The sequence below is a fragment of the Streptomyces lacaronensis genome (assembly GCF_047337785.1).
Taxonomy (GTDB): domain Bacteria; phylum Actinomycetota; class Actinomycetes; order Streptomycetales; family Streptomycetaceae; genus Streptomyces; species Streptomyces lycopersici.
Genome location: NZ_JBLHDK010000003.1, coordinates 6213796 through 6229671, shown reverse-complemented (window position 1 = coordinate 6229671; position 15876 = coordinate 6213796). Strand labels below are relative to the sequence as shown.

The 15876-nt window shown below is 67.1% G+C and carries 15 protein-coding genes and 1 pseudogene; 8 read left to right on the top strand and 8 right to left on the bottom strand.

The genetic code is table 11. The features are described from left to right. The first annotated feature begins 2 nt into the window (after positions 1–2). From ACMTAK_RS27160 to ACMTAK_RS27150, 3 genes are all read left to right on the top strand, one after another. The gene (locus tag ACMTAK_RS27160) at positions 3–431 is read left to right on the top strand and encodes an ATP-binding protein (protein ID WP_413808614.1); all 429 of its coding nucleotides are present in this window, start codon (positions 3–5) and stop codon (positions 429–431) included. Continuing rightward, positions 425–838, top strand: coding sequence for a hypothetical protein (locus tag ACMTAK_RS27155; protein WP_413808613.1), 414 nt, complete (start codon positions 425–427; stop codon positions 836–838). The genes ACMTAK_RS27160 and ACMTAK_RS27155 overlap by 7 nt, the downstream gene beginning before the upstream one ends. A 583-nt stretch (positions 839–1421) precedes the next feature. Beyond that, a complete protein-coding gene (locus tag ACMTAK_RS27150) occupies positions 1422–1799 on the top strand; it encodes a hypothetical protein (protein WP_413808612.1) in 378 nt (125 codons plus the stop codon). A gap of 279 nt (positions 1800–2078) precedes the next feature. Here ACMTAK_RS27150 and ACMTAK_RS27145 read toward each other — a convergent pair whose 3' ends face one another. Genes ACMTAK_RS27145 through ACMTAK_RS27135 form a run of 3 tightly spaced genes read right to left on the bottom strand, consistent with a single transcriptional unit; the run spans position 2079 to position 5002 of the window. Further along, a complete protein-coding gene (locus ACMTAK_RS27145; RefSeq protein ID WP_413808611.1) occupies positions 2079–3821 on the bottom strand; it encodes an ABC-three component system protein in 1743 nt (580 codons plus the stop codon). Continuing rightward, positions 3796–4065, bottom strand: a complete 270-nt coding sequence (locus tag ACMTAK_RS27140; protein WP_413808610.1) for an ABC-three component system middle component 6 — start codon at positions 4063–4065, stop codon at positions 3796–3798. The genes ACMTAK_RS27145 and ACMTAK_RS27140 overlap by 26 nt, the downstream gene beginning before the upstream one ends. After that, on the bottom strand, positions 4049–5002 hold the full coding sequence (locus ACMTAK_RS27135) for an ABC-three component system protein (RefSeq protein ID WP_413808609.1): 954 nt from the start codon (positions 5000–5002) through the stop codon (positions 4049–4051). The genes ACMTAK_RS27140 and ACMTAK_RS27135 overlap by 17 nt, the downstream gene beginning before the upstream one ends. Before the next feature lie 642 nt (positions 5003–5644). Here ACMTAK_RS27135 and ACMTAK_RS27130 point away from each other — a divergent pair. Next, positions 5645–6019 (top strand): hypothetical protein, encoded by a 375-nt coding sequence (locus ACMTAK_RS27130; protein WP_413808608.1) that lies wholly within the window; start codon positions 5645–5647, stop codon positions 6017–6019. Positions 6020–6022: 3 nt separating this feature from the next. Continuing rightward, positions 6023–6883 (top strand): DUF7019 family protein, encoded by an 861-nt coding sequence (locus tag ACMTAK_RS27125; RefSeq protein WP_413808607.1) that lies wholly within the window; start codon positions 6023–6025, stop codon positions 6881–6883. Positions 6884–7111: 228 nt separating this feature from the next. On the opposite strand, the pseudogene ACMTAK_RS27120 reads toward ACMTAK_RS27125, so the two are convergent. Beyond that, positions 7112–7593, bottom strand: a pseudogene (locus tag ACMTAK_RS27120) (hypothetical protein); the annotation flags it as partial. A gap of 78 nt (positions 7594–7671) precedes the next feature. Here ACMTAK_RS27120 and ACMTAK_RS27115 point away from each other — a divergent pair. Beyond that, positions 7672–9144 (top strand): AAA family ATPase, encoded by a 1473-nt coding sequence (locus ACMTAK_RS27115; protein ID WP_413808606.1) that lies wholly within the window; start codon positions 7672–7674, stop codon positions 9142–9144. Here the strand turns inward: ACMTAK_RS27115 and ACMTAK_RS27110 are convergent. Continuing rightward, positions 9110–9418, bottom strand: coding sequence for a hypothetical protein (locus tag ACMTAK_RS27110; protein ID WP_413808605.1), 309 nt, complete (start codon positions 9416–9418; stop codon positions 9110–9112). The genes ACMTAK_RS27115 and ACMTAK_RS27110 overlap by 35 nt on opposite strands. Before the next feature lie 672 nt (positions 9419–10090). Continuing rightward, a complete protein-coding gene (locus ACMTAK_RS27105) occupies positions 10091–10258 on the bottom strand; it encodes a hypothetical protein (RefSeq protein WP_413808604.1) in 168 nt (55 codons plus the stop codon). Between the two features lie 228 nt (positions 10259–10486). On the opposite strand from ACMTAK_RS27105, the gene ACMTAK_RS27100 reads away from it, so the two are divergent. Together ACMTAK_RS27100 and ACMTAK_RS27095 are read left to right on the top strand one after the other, a co-directional pair. Further along, a complete protein-coding gene (locus ACMTAK_RS27100) occupies positions 10487–11653 on the top strand; it encodes a sensor histidine kinase (protein ID WP_413808603.1) in 1167 nt (388 codons plus the stop codon). Continuing rightward, positions 11641–12318, top strand: a complete 678-nt coding sequence (locus tag ACMTAK_RS27095) for a response regulator transcription factor (protein WP_191064323.1) — start codon at positions 11641–11643, stop codon at positions 12316–12318. Before ACMTAK_RS27100 ends, ACMTAK_RS27095 begins: the two co-directional genes overlap by 13 nt. A gap of 218 nt (positions 12319–12536) precedes the next feature. On the opposite strand, the gene ACMTAK_RS27090 is transcribed toward ACMTAK_RS27095, so the two are convergent. Then, positions 12537–15083: an FtsX-like permease family protein gene (locus ACMTAK_RS27090; protein WP_413808602.1), complete on the bottom strand. Its 2547-nt coding sequence runs from the start codon at positions 15081–15083 to the stop codon at positions 12537–12539. Further along, positions 15080–15856 carry an ABC transporter ATP-binding protein gene (locus ACMTAK_RS27085; RefSeq protein ID WP_413808601.1) on the bottom strand — a complete coding sequence of 259 codons (777 nt, stop codon included), beginning with the start codon at positions 15854–15856 and terminating at the stop codon, positions 15080–15082. Before ACMTAK_RS27085 ends, ACMTAK_RS27090 begins: the two co-directional genes overlap by 4 nt. Positions 15857–15876 lie beyond the last annotated feature (20 nt).

The following is a 15876-nucleotide window of genomic DNA, read 5'->3' as shown; positions in this document are numbered from 1 at the left end:
GTATGGACGAGTATATGAGTGCTCCGCGAGTTTGGGGCCTGATGTGCCCAGGATCCCGAGAAGAAGTCACCCGCGCCCGCCGCTGGACCCGCGACATCCTCAGCAACCACCCCTGCGCGGATGACGCCGAGCTGATCGTCAGCGAACTGGGCAGCAACGCCCTCACCCACACCGCGAGCGGCACCGCCTACGGCACGTTCCAGCTCACGCTGTCGCTCTCCCCGCGCACCGTCGCGATCTCCGTGACCGACGAGGGAGGCCACCCAGAAGAACCCCGCCACACGGAGGCCAACCCGGACGACACCCACGGCCGCGGATTAACCATCGTCATGGCACTCGCCCGCCGCCTGGACATCACCGGCAGCCAACACGGCCGCACCGTCACCGCCCAGCTCGTAGCAGCACCCGAGGCAGGAGCCACCACATGCTGAGGCCCCTGCTCCGCCCCGGCTACTGGTGCGAATGCTGGACAAGCTCACCAGCCATAGGACCCCGCTCAGTCCTGCTCGCCTCCATCGAAACCAACAACCCGAGCCAGGCCACCAACTGGGTCCGCATCACCGTACGGACCATCGCCTCAGCACTCGACCGGGAAACAGCCCATGAGGCATGGGACTGGGTCACCTACGGCTACAAGGAAGCCGAAGACACCCTCACGAACGGGAAAGCAGCCACGTTCGCACTCACTCAGCAAGACACCCACATCGAATGGATCCTCCGGCCGGTCATCTTCCTGCCTCTCGCCCACCGTGAGTCTCGACGCCTTCCGGCATGCGCCGAACAGTTCACCTGCCCCACCACACACAAGATCGCCCGACACCAGGCCAACGGCCACTGAGTTACAACCTTCTCTACAGGTTCAAGCCCCGGCTGCGCTCCGCTCCGCCGGGCGCGCTCCCGGCTCCGCTGCGGACGCCGCTCCTGCCTCCGGCCCGCTCCGCCCGCGCTGCGCCGACGCGCGCCCACTGATGGATAGTGCCGGTGGCCATGAGTCGAACACCGCATAGCCCGGCCTCGGTCAAGGCAATGCCTCCGGCGGGGGATCGGCCGGCACCGGGATGGAGGAGCGCCGTCGCCGGCCGCGGGCACGTAGTGGCGTGCGCGGGGAGCGCCCATCCCGTCCGCCGTCGACCCAGGCAGAGCCGAGCAGACGCGGCCCATGGCGTCCAGGTCGTTCGTACAGTAGCGCGCTCCACCTGGACGCCATGAACCACGCCCGCTCCACGGTGTGTGGGTCGACGGCGGACGGGATGGACGCTGGGGAAAGGGGTGGGCTGAGAAATCTGCAAGGCTGACGGCGGTATCACCTGCATTTCACGTTCAACTCTCCGTCGCGTCTTTCGAGTGAATATACAAGGAGCTCCCGTGACATGCAGCAGCAATACCGTGATTGAGAGTCAGGGGGGCCGAGACTCGGGCTTATGGAGATGACAAAATCGCTAGCCGACAATAGCGCAAAAATCATTCCGGCCTTGGGTGCCCTCGCTGTCGCCGAACTTCGACTGATCAGGAAAGGCGTTGCAGACTATATCGACGAGAACCCTGAACATGCCACCCTAGCACGGAACGGTTTTCTCTTGGCGACAGTAGGCTGGCTTGGGATGATCGCAAATATTATTTACTACGAAGTTCGCTGCCTCGCATGGTTGGGCGTAGAAAACAATCCGGACAAGGATCCCCGGTTGGCGCACTCACTATTGTGGGTGATTGGATTGATCCTCGTCCTTCTGGCCATTCCGCCAGCCGTAATCAATACCAGGCAGGCGGTCTCCGGGAAGGTGAAGAAGAAGCCCTTCTAGCCACATGTCAGGGGTGCACCGGAATACCTCAGGGTCCATCCATGGTGCAGGTGAACCGTCATAGACGGGGCCGTCTGTGGGCCATCGGAGGACGCCCAACAACGATCAACGCTGAAAACCAGCGACATCTAAGTCCCAGGTCGCAGCATTGATCGACTGCCCGGCGGCAGGTCAGAGATCCGGCCCGTCACTTCTTCGGCTACTGATCGCGGCCACGCTTGACTTACCCATTGAAACTCCAGCCCAAAGCCACTCCGCCGACCTACGTGTCAGACGCACTCAGGCAAAGCGGAATCCGAAAACACCACCGTCATCGAGTGCGTCCGTCAATGTCGGCTCTAGTAGCGCCCTTTCGGCGTCAAAACCATTCTTTTGGGCTTTTTCTAGCTCATCGGAGTTCATGGTAACGATGTATTGGAAGCCCTCACGTTCAGCAATTGCAGCGCCGAGCTCCAAAGCGCTAGCCAACTGCCTTCCGTCAACACCGTCGAAGAGATGACTATCGTGAATAAGGAAATCCATTGGCAGTCCACGCCTTCGGACGGTCGTTGCTAGCATCATGTCGAAGCAGAAGATCGACATGTTACTAATTCCTCGACTATCGTCGCTCTCGATATGCGGGGTGATCTTCAGACTGCTAGAGCCCGCCTCGATCGCTAGGTAGGCCGGCCTGCCGTCGCCATAAAGTCGCTGCGCATACTCACTGAACAACAGAACAGCTTGCTCAACGACTGATCTACGTTCCTGCAAATCGAGATCCATGTCTTGCTCCAGCTTCACCTTCATGGCGGTGATCTCGCGGCGACTGCTCTCCAGTGCCGTAGCAGCCTCGTATCGCTGACGGAGGGATTCCAGTGTGGCTTCCTCGCGAGCGAGAGATTGTTGCAGCGCAATTAGCCCATCAAGAGCACCGCCTGCATTCAAGTGCTGGAGAATTGTGGAGTGACGCGCTCCCAACTCCGTCAACAGAGCGGATCGCCTTTCCATCCTCTCCTTCAGGGAGTCAATCTCTTCAAGAAGGTAACGACGGCGGTTCTGAATCACCGATGCATGAAATTGGCGAACTTCATCAAATCGCCGAATTGCGGCATCCTGGATAATCACGCCGAGCTCTTCATAGAGATTCTCTAGATAAGAGTCCTGTGGATCGCTAGCGTCAGCTACAGCCTCCTCAAGCTGGCTTAGATTGCTCCTGTCGAGGCTGTCCTGGGAATTAAGTGAACGCATCTTGGAGGCGATTGCATTCGCTTCCTTCTTCAAGTTTTCATATTCAGGGACTACTCGGAACTCGCCGATCTGTGCACGAAGTTCGCTGACTCGGGCCTCCGTGATAGTGATCTGTCCGCGAAGCTCGGCGGATTTACCTACTATCCGCCCGAGCATGGGGTCCTCTGCGGCTTTGATCAGCTGTTTTCTTGAAGCCTCTTTCTTACTGATGGTTCGATACTGGTTGGCAAGTCTCCAGTCAAGATCAAGGAGGTAAGCAATATTCGTCGTGGCCTCAGCCTCAGACTGCCTCGGAAAAATGCGGATTGCCTCATTGAAGGCATGAGCAGACGATCGCCGCATGAAATAAGAGAGGAGGGCTCGACCGCTAACCCCAGAGTGCTCCTCCGGCAGCCTGAACAAGTCCTCCTCGATTATCCTTTGCCACTCAGCGAGGCCAACATTTGCATCTACGCTGATCAGCTCCAGATGCGAGGACTCTCGCGGGCTGGGGCCTAGGTTAATCGTGGTGGCTCGGGCGCCGCTTCGAGTGACTGTCATGCCGTCAGCGACAGCAGGCCAGTCGAGCTTCAGCGAGAAGGATGCTTCACGCAGTTCAGGACGCAAGGCGATGCTCTTATCGGCTTTACCGCCTAGGAGGAAATGCAGCAGCTCGATAACGCTCGTCTTGCCAGCGCCATTCCTACTGTCCGTGAAGGAAGATTGGTCCCTTGCCTCAGCCAAAAGGATGTTGAGCCCCGAGTGGAACTCAAGCGCCTTGAAGCGCGCATCAGACGAGGACAGTCGGCGAAGCATTACCCTCCTTTCTAACAATCACGCCATCACGCACTTCGATGCGTCCGATGGCGAAAAGTACGTCCAGTGCGTAAGCGAACCACCAGAAGGGAATGGGAGAGGAGAATCCCTCATGCTCTCTCCACTCGCGGAATCGAGCCCATGCCTGACTGACCGTAACAGGTCCATCGATTTGCTTCAGTGTCTGAGCTGCCACAGTCAAGAGAGCCCGCTCAGCAGAAATACCCTTAGTGGGTAGCAACATTTCCACTCCCTTGAATTCCGCCACTTGTCCATCCGACTGGCGGACGCTCGAATATATCACAGTACTGAAAAAAGTAGGAAAGGATTACCTCCGCGGCCCATGCCTTAGATGGCTTCGGAAGCTCGTTCCCCAAAACATACTTCAGTAGTTCGTAGTAAATTTCCTCTGGGTCACTCTCTTCCTCTTTCAGGTGTGCATAATACTGGGAGAAACCCTCTGCCGCCTCGTCACGGCTCGTGATATCGAATGTTCCCGCATAGTAGGCTTCGACAAGATGGGTGTACTCCATTCCGCGAATCAGTCGCTCTCGCGTCTCACCGGTCAAGGAGTTGTATTCCATTTTTTCGGGCGGTACTACAGGCAGAGATACGCCTGGGTCAGCGGCCGTCGACCTCTCGCGCTGTAGGTGCTCAAGCAACGGAATAAGGTCATCCAGGCCGATACCATAGACTTTTTCCTGAATGGGAATACTGCAGGAGAGGAGGTCTTCAGCGTCCTCCTTCTCAAGGCGAGATATGATTCGCCAGAAATGTGGCTTACCGAATTGCTCAACCCTGAATTTGTTGACCTTTGATGCATCGACTATCAACGAGCTCACTTGAGGGTGAATGCCACGCACTTCGTTATGCGTGAAAACGAAGGCTTCGAACTCGCCGTCTCTCTTAGTGCGAGCTTTCTCAAGGTCGCTGTTAAATTTACTTTCGACCTTCGTTGCATCGTAGGTCTCCGGCGCGTAGCAAGCATAAAGCTTCTCCTCGATCAGGGATAGGCCGTCCGCACCTCGATCCCCAAGCTGTCCGGCAGTTCGAACCGGAACGAAGTCGGGATAGCGCAACTGCATGAGCGCATGAAAGAAGTCCTCGAAAGAATTACCGTACAGATTGGAGAATTTTTCAGCGAAAACAAGCCTGGCGTACAGTCGCTCCTCGTAGCTCATCCGCATAGATGTTCTCCCCCTCCGTGTGCCCCTCTGAGTCCATCATCCCGGTAGCAGAGCTCGTTCCGCCAGGTTGTGAGTGACCACAGCCTGGCAACAGGCCGACAGATGGGCCGCCTCGGCCTGATGAAGCGCTGGATGCGCGGCTGGCACTGGCAGGTCCTCCGCCATGGACGAAGCCTGGCTGTTGGTCAGGTCCAGGTCGTACCCAGGCCGGCCCCAGACAAAGCCAGGTATGCAACTGCTCTACAGAGTGGGAACCAGCCGCGCGTCCTGCGCCCCTAGCCGTGAGCGCTGATGATTGCGCCCCACGAGCACGATCTCTGATGCCGCGCGACGCGCACCACATGCGCGCTAGATCGGCGGGGAGCAGCGGGGAAGCACGGGCAGAGCAGGCGACTCTGGCGAGGCGCATGCTAGACGTTCGACGAGGTCAGTGGTCCAACCAGCTGCTAGGGATCACAGCGTCCCAGGTGGAGAGCCCGTGCAACGTCGTTCCGCCGACACTTGCAATTAGCATATGTCGCCCTAGCGATGCCGTGAAACCACCAAAGTTCCCTCAAAGGAAGTCGACCGGAGGACGCGACCGGCATCTAGCCACTAAGAAGTGTTCATCTTGCTTAGCACCTCTTAGGGGGAGGCATGTCGTTCGCTGACCGAGTGCAGGCACTTCGGCTGCGCAAGCTCAAGATCCTGGACGACCACAACAAGAGGATTCAAAAACTGCAGCGTGCCCTCAACTCTGAGCTCTCGGACATCGATCGAGAGATCAGTCAGCTGGGAGACGCCAGCGCGAGGCTCCCCTGTCTCGTGCGCATCACGCCTGGGCCCGAACTGACGGTGTATCACTCAGCTGATGCGCCCTGCGGACGAGTGCATAACCGACAGAACTTCAAGGTCATGCCGGAGATCGACGCCATGGACGCATCTCCGTACGCCTACTTGGAGCGATGCTCGGCGTGTGGCTGGAAGGGAGCCGCCAAGATCCACGGTAACCATTTGATCGGAGAAGTGTAAGTAGTGGTGAGGGAAGCCGACGCCGGTAGTTACCTGTACTGGTCAGAGCGCCGCGTCGACGAGATCGCATCCGACAACGGCGTCACGTGGGATAGCCAGCTGAGCTGGACCCTCAAGGCTGCCCCGCAAGGCGTCGGGGCAGAGGTCGGAAACCGAGAGCGGGCGGGTCTCACCCGCCGCGAAAAGGCTCGCAAAATCGAAAAGGTGATCGGGGATCAGGCCGTTTCCGCTTTCAGCGCACCGCCTCCCGCTCGCTTCGCCAAAGGCGTCGGTCAGGTTCACATCGCGCGGTTCATCGGTGGGCCAGAGCAAGATAAGGGCGCAGTACTCCATACCAAAACAAATAGTGTCGAAGGGCGACAAATCGATCTAGTCCTCTTCGGTAGCCTGGACAGCTTCCCTGGCCAACCCTTTCGACCATCAGACGCCCCGGCGGCCGGCTGGTTCTCTTCTGCTTGGTACGCCATTGCCGAGCTGCTGGAGAGCCGTGGTACTCGGAACACGTCACAGTGGGACGATCCTGAATCGCTTTCCGTTGAGGCGCTACACATCGCCCTGAACCAAGGGAGTGAGCACCCTGGCACCGATCACGAAGAACCTTGGACCCGTGGGCTCACACTTGCGCACGCTCACGACTGTGAGTGGTTCGCTCAGATCTACACCGATGTCGAGTTGACTCCGAGCCGTTGGGACTTCCACGACAACAGACGGGGTGCAGACCGCATTTTGATCGGCGCCCCTGTGTGGGTGCGGACGGCGAGCCCAGACTCAGTGACCCGATACGCGGAGCTACGACGCGCGGCGGGCAGACGACCCCGCAGACTGCTGTCTCTGCGCGGAAGCCGCCGTCGCGGCACCAGCTGACCGTCTCAGTTTCCGTCTCATTCCGCGCCGTTCATGGCCGTTCAGGCGGGACCGAAGCCGGTAGCCGCTCTCACAACGGGCCGTCCATGAACGCAGGTGGACGGCCCCGCACGAGAGCAGGCAGCCCACCAACACAGTTGGAAAGCGTGTTGGGGGCAACCCCTCACGAGTTCGAATCTCGTATCCTCCGCAGCCGCCCGCGAGGGCAACCGAAGGGGCCCGGACCGATCACGGTCCGGGCCCCTTCGTGATCTTGTGCGGCGGCACAGCACAGGTCTGGTGCCTCGTTTCCGCGATCACCGCACGGGCGGCCGTGTCAGCCACCAGCTCACGCACGGCCGGCCGCCGGATGTCCTGGGCCGCATGGCCTTCTGCGATGCGCAGGGTCCGGTTTCCGTCGGCGAGCCTGCCTTGCTGACTGTACGCACGGGTGGCGTCGACCCACAGAGCTGCGCGCCGTTCGGGGACCGGGATCGACCGACGCATCAGCGGCCGGCCGCCTCCAAGGCCACGCCCGAGTCGCTGAGGGCGACGGAGGCGCTGACGGCGTGCAGCTCGACGTTGGTGGGACTGAAGTTGGCCCAAGCGTCGGGGCGGTCAAGGGCCACGTAGCGGGCAACGTCCTTCGCCTCGTTGAGGAAGTCCTGTGCGGCCGCGCGGTCTCCGGCGGTGCTCGCCGCCGTGACGCCACGCGGCAGCATCAGCCCCAGTGGGCGGCTCGCCGTAGGTACCGGTCGAAAACTAGGAGTATGTTTTATGTAGGCGTACTTCTATATCCAGGGAGAGCCGTGGACAAGCCTGCCGAGATGTTCGACCGGGATCACGAGTGGTCCGCGGTTCGCCGGTTCATCAGCGATCCGCAGCCCGGTGCGACCCTCGGGGTGGTCTCCGGACGTCGTCGCCAGGGGAAGACGTTCCTGCTGGACGCCGTCTGCCGTGCCACAGGAGGGTTCTACTTCGGCGCGACCGAGGCCGCCGACGCCGAGTCACTGCGGCGGATCAGCACCGCACTGACCGACCACGTCCGCCCTGCCAGCCCGTTCCACTTCGCCAACTGGTCAGAGGCCGTCGATGCGCTACTCGCGCTCGGCGCCGAGCGGCCCCTCCCGGTGGTGATCGACGAGTTCCCATACCTCGCCAAAGCCAACCCCGAGCTGCCCTCGATCATCCAAGAGGCGCTGCGACCTCTGCGTGACCAGCGCGTCGGCTCACGTACCCGGCTGCTGCTCTGTGGCTCCGCGCTGTCCTTCATGGGCCGACTGCTGTCGGGCAACGCCCCACTGCGCGGACGGGCGGGGCTCGAACTGGTCGTCCGTCCCCTCGACCACCGCCTCGCCGCCGAGTTCTGGGGCATCACCGACCCCCACCTGGCCATGAAGGTGAACGCGATCGTCGGCGGCACCCCCGCCTACCGGCGCGAGTTCGCGCGCGGCGACACACCCAAGGGGCCGGACGACTTCGACGACTGGGTCATCCGCACCGTCCTCAACCCCGAAACCCCCCTCTTCCGCGAGGCCCGCTATCTCCTCGCGGAAGAGCCCGATCTTCGCGACACGGCTCTGTACCTGTCCGTCCTGGCCGCCGTCGCCGACGGCAACGCCACACGCGGAGGCATGGCCGGCTATCTGGAACGCAAGGCCACCGACATCGCGCACCCCATCAACGTGCTCGAAGACGCCGGGCTGCTGCACCGAGACGCCGACACCTTCCGCGACAACCGGCCCACCTACCGCATCGCCGAACCCTTGATCGGCTTCTACCACGCCATCATGCGCCCGGTCTGGGACCAACTCGAACGCCCGGGCAGCGCGCCACGGGTCTGGCAGGCCAGCCGTCGCCGCTTCGTCAGCAATGTCCTCGGGCCCCATTTCGAACAAGTCTGCCGCGACTGGGCGCTGCATCACGCGGACCCCGAGCTTCTGGGCGGTCTGCCCGCCCGCGTCGGACACGGTGTCGTTCACGACCCCAAGGCACGCACCGGCCACGAAATCGACGTCGCGGCCATCGGAATCGCCGACGGCGCCAAGCCGCCACTCCTGGCCATCGGGGAGGCCAAGTGGAACGACACCATGGGCATCGCTCACATCGAACGCCTCCAGCACGTCCGCGACCTCATCTGCCAGGCCGGGCGCTATGACACAACCAACACCCGGCTCATCTGCTTCAGCGGAGCCGGATTCAACGACACAGCGCACGCCGCAGCGGCGACCGACCGGAATATCCGACTCATCGACCTGGCGACCCTCTACGGCCGGGTCTGACGTACGCCCACGCACCCGTTCCCGGCAGGGGCACAGCCCGAGTCGGACGCTTCCCCCTGGGACGCTTATCCGAAGGATTGACCTCCACCGGACGGGCGTACGAACAGATGGCGTGCAGGGCGCCTTCACTGTGGCCGACGGCGTCGGGGCGTACGGCGGGGTGCTCGGCCAGGGCGTGCGGGGCGGCGGCCGCGTCCTTGTAGTTGTCGGTGAAGCCGGTGGCCCGCCAGGCGCCGGGGGTGGCGCCGGCGCCACGCCGGTCGTAGCGCAGCACGGCGAGACCCTCCACCGTGAGGGCGGCGGCCAGCCACCACTCCGGGTGACGGCCGCACCCGCCACATCATCAGCTTCGTGCTCGTACCCGACAATCCTCCCGGGACCGGCGCCGACGCGGGGGCCGGGGCCTGAGCGACCCGGGAGCGTGCTTCCGAAAAACGCTTGGGCGGCCGCCGTTCGGGGGCGGTACGTTGGCCGGCATGACCAGCTACCGAAAGGGCCATGCCGCGTAGGCGCCCATCAGCCCTGCGGGGCGACGTTCCGGTCCGTGTCCTGTGGCGTCGGCGGTATCCGCCGATCGACCGTCTCTCGGGGGCCTGCGCCGCCGATCTGCGTCGGCTCGAGCGCACCCGCTTCTGGCCCGAGGCAGTCGAGGAAGCCTTCTGGCACTGGAGGGCCCTGGCCCACGGTCCTCTCAGAGGTGTGACCGACGCTTCCTGGGGGCCTCGGTGCGGGATTTACGAGTGTGGGTGCGATCCCGGGTACTTCCGCGACACTCTCGAGACCGCACTCCACGCCCTGCCCAAGAAGAGCGCGCGCGAGCTGCGGGCTCTCGTCTGGGCCCTCGACACCAAGATCTCGGCGAGGGCCAGGATCGTTCGCGTGGACGCTCCGGACAGTCGGTGGTGGCGGGGGATGTCCGAGGTGAGGTAGCCGCCGGTGCACCCGTTCAGGCGGTACGGCGGTCGCGGGTCAGGTAGAGGGCCGTGGCGGCGGCGATGGCGGTGAGGCCGGTGACGCTGCTGACCAGGATCTGCTCGACGCCGCCGAAGGCGAAGCTCGAGGCGACGTTGACGATGGCGGCGAGGGCCAGGACCAGCCAGAGCAGGGACTTCATGAGGGGTTCCTTTCGGCGGGGCCCTTGGTGGGCCGGTGAGTGGTCGGGGGTTCGGGGTTCGGGGTCCGGGGGTTCGTTTGCTGAGTTCTACGATTGCGGATTCGCTTCTCCGGCTCGATGGGCCGCGCCCCCGGATCCGGGGTGTAGCGGGCTACCCCCCCACCGATTCACCTACCGGCCGGCGCACTCCGCTCCCGCGGGCCCAGCCCGTCGCTTAGCCTGGCGGCCATGCGGGAGACGGTGCGGCGGGCGGGGTGGGCCTCGGTCGAGTTGCTGCGAGCGGCCGGGCTGGCCCTGGCCTCGTACTTGTCCATCGGGGTGGTGATCTTCGCCGCCGTGGCGATGGCCACCGTCGTGGGGGCCGGGGTGCTGCCCGAGTCGGTGCTGTTGCTGCGCAGGACGGCCGGGTACAAGCGGCGGCTGGTGGGCGCCTGGACGGGGAAGCCGGTGCCCGAGGCGTACCGGCCGCTGACCGGGGAGGCGTTCGCGCGGGCGCGGGCGGCGGTCGGGGATCCGGCCACGTACCGCGATCTGCGCTGGATGGTGGCCCACGCGGGTTACGGCTGGCTGCTGGCCTGCGGTGCGATGCCGGTGTGGGTGATCGGGCTGCTCGTCGACGGGGTGTGGTGCGGGCTGCTGAAGCAACGGGCCGTGGTGCTGCCGCTGATCGAGCGGCTCGTCGACCTCGACGCGACGTGGTCGCGGGCGCTGCTGCTGCCGTCGCCGGAGGCGCTGCGCAGCACCCGGCTCGCCGAGCGGGTGGAGGAGCTGTCCGAGACCCGGGCGGGCGCCGTCGCCGCGCACGGGGCGGAACTGCGGCGCATCGAGCGGGACCTGCACGACGGTGCGCAGGCGCGCCTGGTGGCGCTCTCGATGCGGGTGGGGCTGGCCCGGCGCGCGTACGAGAAGGACCCCGACGCGGCGCACAAGCTGCTGGCGGACGCGCAGGACCAGGCCGAGGAGGCCCTTACCGAGCTGCGCCATGTCGTGCGCGGCATCCATCCGCCGATCCTCACCGACCGCGGACTCGTGGGCGCCGTACGGGCGCTCGCTGCGGGCAGCGGGCTCGAGGTGTCCGTACGGGACGACGGGGTGGAGGACGGACCCCGCGCCCCGGCGGCGGTCGAGGCCGCCGCGTACTTCGTGATCGCGGAGGCGCTGACCAACGCGGCCAAGCACAGCGGAGCGCGGCAGGCGTCGGTCGGCCTCGTCCGCAGGCCCGATAGGTTGAGGGTCGCGGTACGGGACGAGGGGCGGGGCGGGGCCGATCCCTCGGGCGGCAGCGGGCTGCTCGGCATGCGGCGCCGGGTCGCGGCGCTCGACGGGACCGTGGAGATGACCAGCCCCGTCGGGGGGCCGACGCTGATCGAAGTGGAGCTGCCGTGCGTGTGGTGATCGCCGAGGACAACGCTCTGCTGCGGGAGGGCATGGTCCTGCTGCTGAACTCCGCCGGGCACGAGGTGGTGGCCGTCGCCTCCAGCGGCCCCGAGGTGCTGCCCGCCCTCCTCGAACACCGCCCGGACGCGGCCGTGCTCGACGTCCGCATGCCGCCGGGCTTCCGCGACGAGGGGCTGCGCGCGGCGCTCGCGGCGCGGCGGGAGATGCCCGGCCTGCCGGTGCTGGTGCTCTCGCAGTACGTCGAGGAGACCTACGCGGCCGAGCTGCTGGCCGACGGGGCGAGCGGGCTCGGCTATCTGCTGAAGGACCGGGTGGGGCGGGTCGAGGAGTTCCTGGACGCGCTGGAACGGGTGGTCGCGGGCGGTACGGCGCTGGACCCGGAGGTGGTCAAGGAGCTGATGACCCGGCGCCGGGACGATCCGGTGGACTCCTTGACGCCGCGCGAGCGCGAGGTACTGCACCTGATGGCGGAGGGCCGGGACAACGCGACGATCGCCCGGACACTGGTGGTCTCGGAGCGCGCGGTCAGCAAGCACATCGGCAATGTCTTCGCCAAGCTGGGCCTGCCGCCGAGCGACAGCGGGCACCGGCGGGTGCTGGCGGTCCTCGCGTATCTCAACAAGGGCGCGACGAGCACGGGGGAATCGGCGGACAGGCGGTAAGGCCGAGCCCGGTGCGGGGTGCGGGGTGTGGGTCTCGGCCCCGGTGCGGGTCTTGGTCCCGGTGCGGGTCTCGGCCCCGGCGGCGTTCGCGGCCGCGTGAGCCGTGGCTTCCCCCGCCCCGCCCCTTCCCGAAAGAGGGGGCTCCGCCCCCTCACCCCCGCCGGGGCTCCGCCCCGGCCCCCCGCTCCTCAATCGCCGGAGGGGCTGGGAAGATCCCTTCAATCGCCGGAAGGGCTGGAGACCTTCCGCGGATACCGTCCCCGCAGTGTCGGCCACGCCGGTGGCAGTGAGCCCGCCGCCGCCGTCGCCACGACCACCGTGACGATCGCCGCGGCCTGGACCGGCGGCAGGTACGGCAGCGTGCCCGCCGTGGCCGCGCTGAAGGCCAGGAGCGGTACGGATGCCACGACGGCGCCCACCACCAGGCCGGTCACCACCGTGGCCGCCGCCTCCAGCCGCAGCATCCGGCGCAGTTGGCGTCGGCCCGCGCCCGCGAGCCGCAGCAGGCGCAGTTCGGGGCGGCGTCCGGTGGCGATGAGGGCGAGGGTGCTGAGGACGGCGATCACCGTGAAGGCCCCGATGGCCGCGACCACCGCCACCGACACCACCTCGGCCAGCGCCTGGCCCGCCGCCTCGCCCCTTACGGGCGCCGGGTCCCGCTCCACCCGGGCCCCGGGAACCGCCCGCGCCAGCGCCTTCGTGAGCGCCTTACGGTCGGCATCGGGCGCGGCCGCGACCAGGATCCGCCCCGCGCCGGGCATCGATGTATGGCGCAGGAGCTCATCGCGGGAGAGGAGGAAGTCCCCGAGCGCGATGGAGCGTTCGTACGTCGCCACGACCCGCAGCCTCGCCTCCTGGCCGTCTCCGAACCGCAGGGTCACCGTGGAGCCGGGCCGGGCGCCGAGGGAGTCCGCACGGTCGGCGCCGACGGCGACCGTGCCGGGGCGCAGCCGGGCGAGGTCCCCGTTCCGCACGCCCGGGTCGAGGGTTTGCGTCAGCCGCTCCGGGGTGACGCCGAAGACGGGCAGCCGCTCGAGTTCGGGCGAGCCGAGTTGGCTCCGCGCCAGCAGTACCGTGCCGGGGACGGCCTCCGTCGCCGCCCGCACCCCGGGGAGCTCGCGGATCCGCTCCACCGCACCGGCCGTAAGGCCGCCGTCCGCGCGCACCGCCAAGTCGGCGCGCAGCACCTGGCGGGCCTGGGCGTCCCCCGCGTGGGTCATCGTCGCGCCCCCGGAGAGCTGGACCCCGGCGAACGCGGTGACCAGCACGATCGGGGTGATCGCTGCGCCCAGCCGGTGGGCGGACGCGGCGCAGTTGGCGGCGGCGAGGCGGCCGCCGGGGCCGAACAGCCGCAGCGGGGCGCCGAGCAGCCGCATCGCTCCCTCGGCGATCCACGGTCCCAGCACCGCGCAGGCGATCACCATCGTCACCGCCGCCGCACCGGCCGCGGCCGCCGCGGTCGCGCCCTGCTGGAGGGCGGCCGTTCCGGCCGAACTCGCGCCCACGCCCAGCAGCACCAGTCCGGTGATGCCCCGTGCCCTGCCGGGTGCCCGCTCGCGCAGCGCCTCCGCCGGGCGCGCCGTGGCGGTCCTGGAGCAGCCGATGAGCGCCGCGATCCGGGCCACCAGGACGGTGACGGCGGCGGTGACCAGGGGCGCGGGCCACAGCAGCGGGGGCAGCGTCAGCTCCAGCCCGGTGGGCAGCGCGCCCCGGGCGTCCAGCAGCGAGCGCAGCCCCAGGTACGCGGGGGCCGCCCCGGCCGCGCCCACCAGCGCCGCCCAGGCCGCGACCCGCCCGACCTCCCGGCCCACCGCACCGCGCAGCTGCCCGGGTGTGGCGCCGACCGCCCGCAACAGGCCCAGTTCATGGGAGCGTTGCCGCAGCGCCTGGACGATGGTCGACGACACGACGAGCAGTGCCACGAGGACGACGGCTCCGGCCACGGAGCCGAGCGCCGCCAGCAGCTCGCCACGGGCGGGCGCGGCGCCCAGGAACTCGGCCTCGCCACGCTCGCTTCCGGTCAGGACGCGCACGGTGGCCGGGTCGCCGTCCGCGCGGTGCCCGACGTCGGTGACACCGGCCGTGTCGAGGGCCTTCCGTACCCGCCCGGCCAGCTCCGCCTGGTCCGTGCCGGGTCCGGCGACGATCCCGATGGCGTCCAGGGTTTCCGGGTGGCCGGACAGGCGCCGGGCCTCGGCGCCGGTGAACCAGACGGCCGTACGGGGGCCGTCGGCGACGCCCACGACGGTGTACGACGCGTCCCGGCCGCCCATGCGCAGCGTCAGCCGCCCGCCGAGGCGGCCCGCTCCGCCGCCCACCACCACCTCGTCCGCCCGCTGCGGGGCACGGCCCGTCCGTAGTGCGTACGGCGCCAGGCGAGCGGTCTCCCAGGGGTGGCCGGTGGCGGCACGGTCCGCGAGGCCCACCGGGAATTCCACGTCGGCGACGGCCGTCCGCACCCCGGGCACCCCGCACACCACGCTCAGCGCCGTCCGGGGGATCCTGACCCGCTCGGTGAGCCCGGCGCTCGCGGTCTCGCGCTCGCCCAGGGACGTCGCGCTGAAGCGGGTGGTCTGGTCGCCGGCCACGACGAGATCGGCCCCGGCGTACCGCTCCACCCGTGGATGCGCGCTCCAGGCCGAGACGAGGGTCAGCCCGAAGGCGCCGAGCAGCAGGGAGGTGAGGGCGAGCGCGGCGAAGACCGCCGTCCACGCCTTACGGTGGGCACGAGTGGCGCGCGCGGCCAGTAGGGCGGTCACCTTCATGCCGTCCGCCCTCCCAGATCCTTGAGGACGCGCCGGATGTCGGCCGCCTCCGGCCGATCCTGCCGCCAGACCAGCTTTCCCCGCATCAGGAACAGCGCCTCGTCGGCCCAGGCGGCGGCGAACGGGTCGTGGGTGACCATGACGACCGTATGGCCGTCACGGTCGACGGCCTGCCGCAGCAGTGTCAGCACCTCCTCCGCGGCGGCGGGGTCGAGCGCCCCGGTCGGCTCGTCGGCGAAGACGATGTCGGGCGAGGTGACCAGCGCGCGGGCGATCGCCACCCGCTGGCTCTGTCCACCGGACAGTTCGTACGGCATGGCGCCGCCCCGGTCCCCCAGCCCGACCGCCGCGAGGGCCCGCAGGTCCCGGCCGTCGACGCTGTGGCCGCCGAGCATCAGCGGCAGGGAGACGTTCTCCGCCACGCTCAGCGACGGCACCAGGTGGTGCGCCTGGAAGACGAAGCCGATCCGCTCCCGCCGCAGCCGGCTCAGGGCCGCCTCGTTCAGCGAGGACAGCTCCGTGCCGCCGATGCGCACCGTGCCCGCCGTCGGCCGGTCCAGCCCGGCGGCGCACTGCAGCAAGGTCGACTTCCCGCATCCCGAGGGGCCCATTACCGCGAGGAACCGCCCGCGCGGCACCGTCAGATGGATGGGGTGCAGCGCCACGGCCCCCGGCCGGTACTCCCGGGTGACCCCGTCCAGGGTCAGCGCGTGGTGCCAGGTTCCCGTCCGCTCCGCGGTGGCCGTCGCACGGCCGCGCCAGTGCCGGTTCATCTCTCCGCCCCTCCGTCACG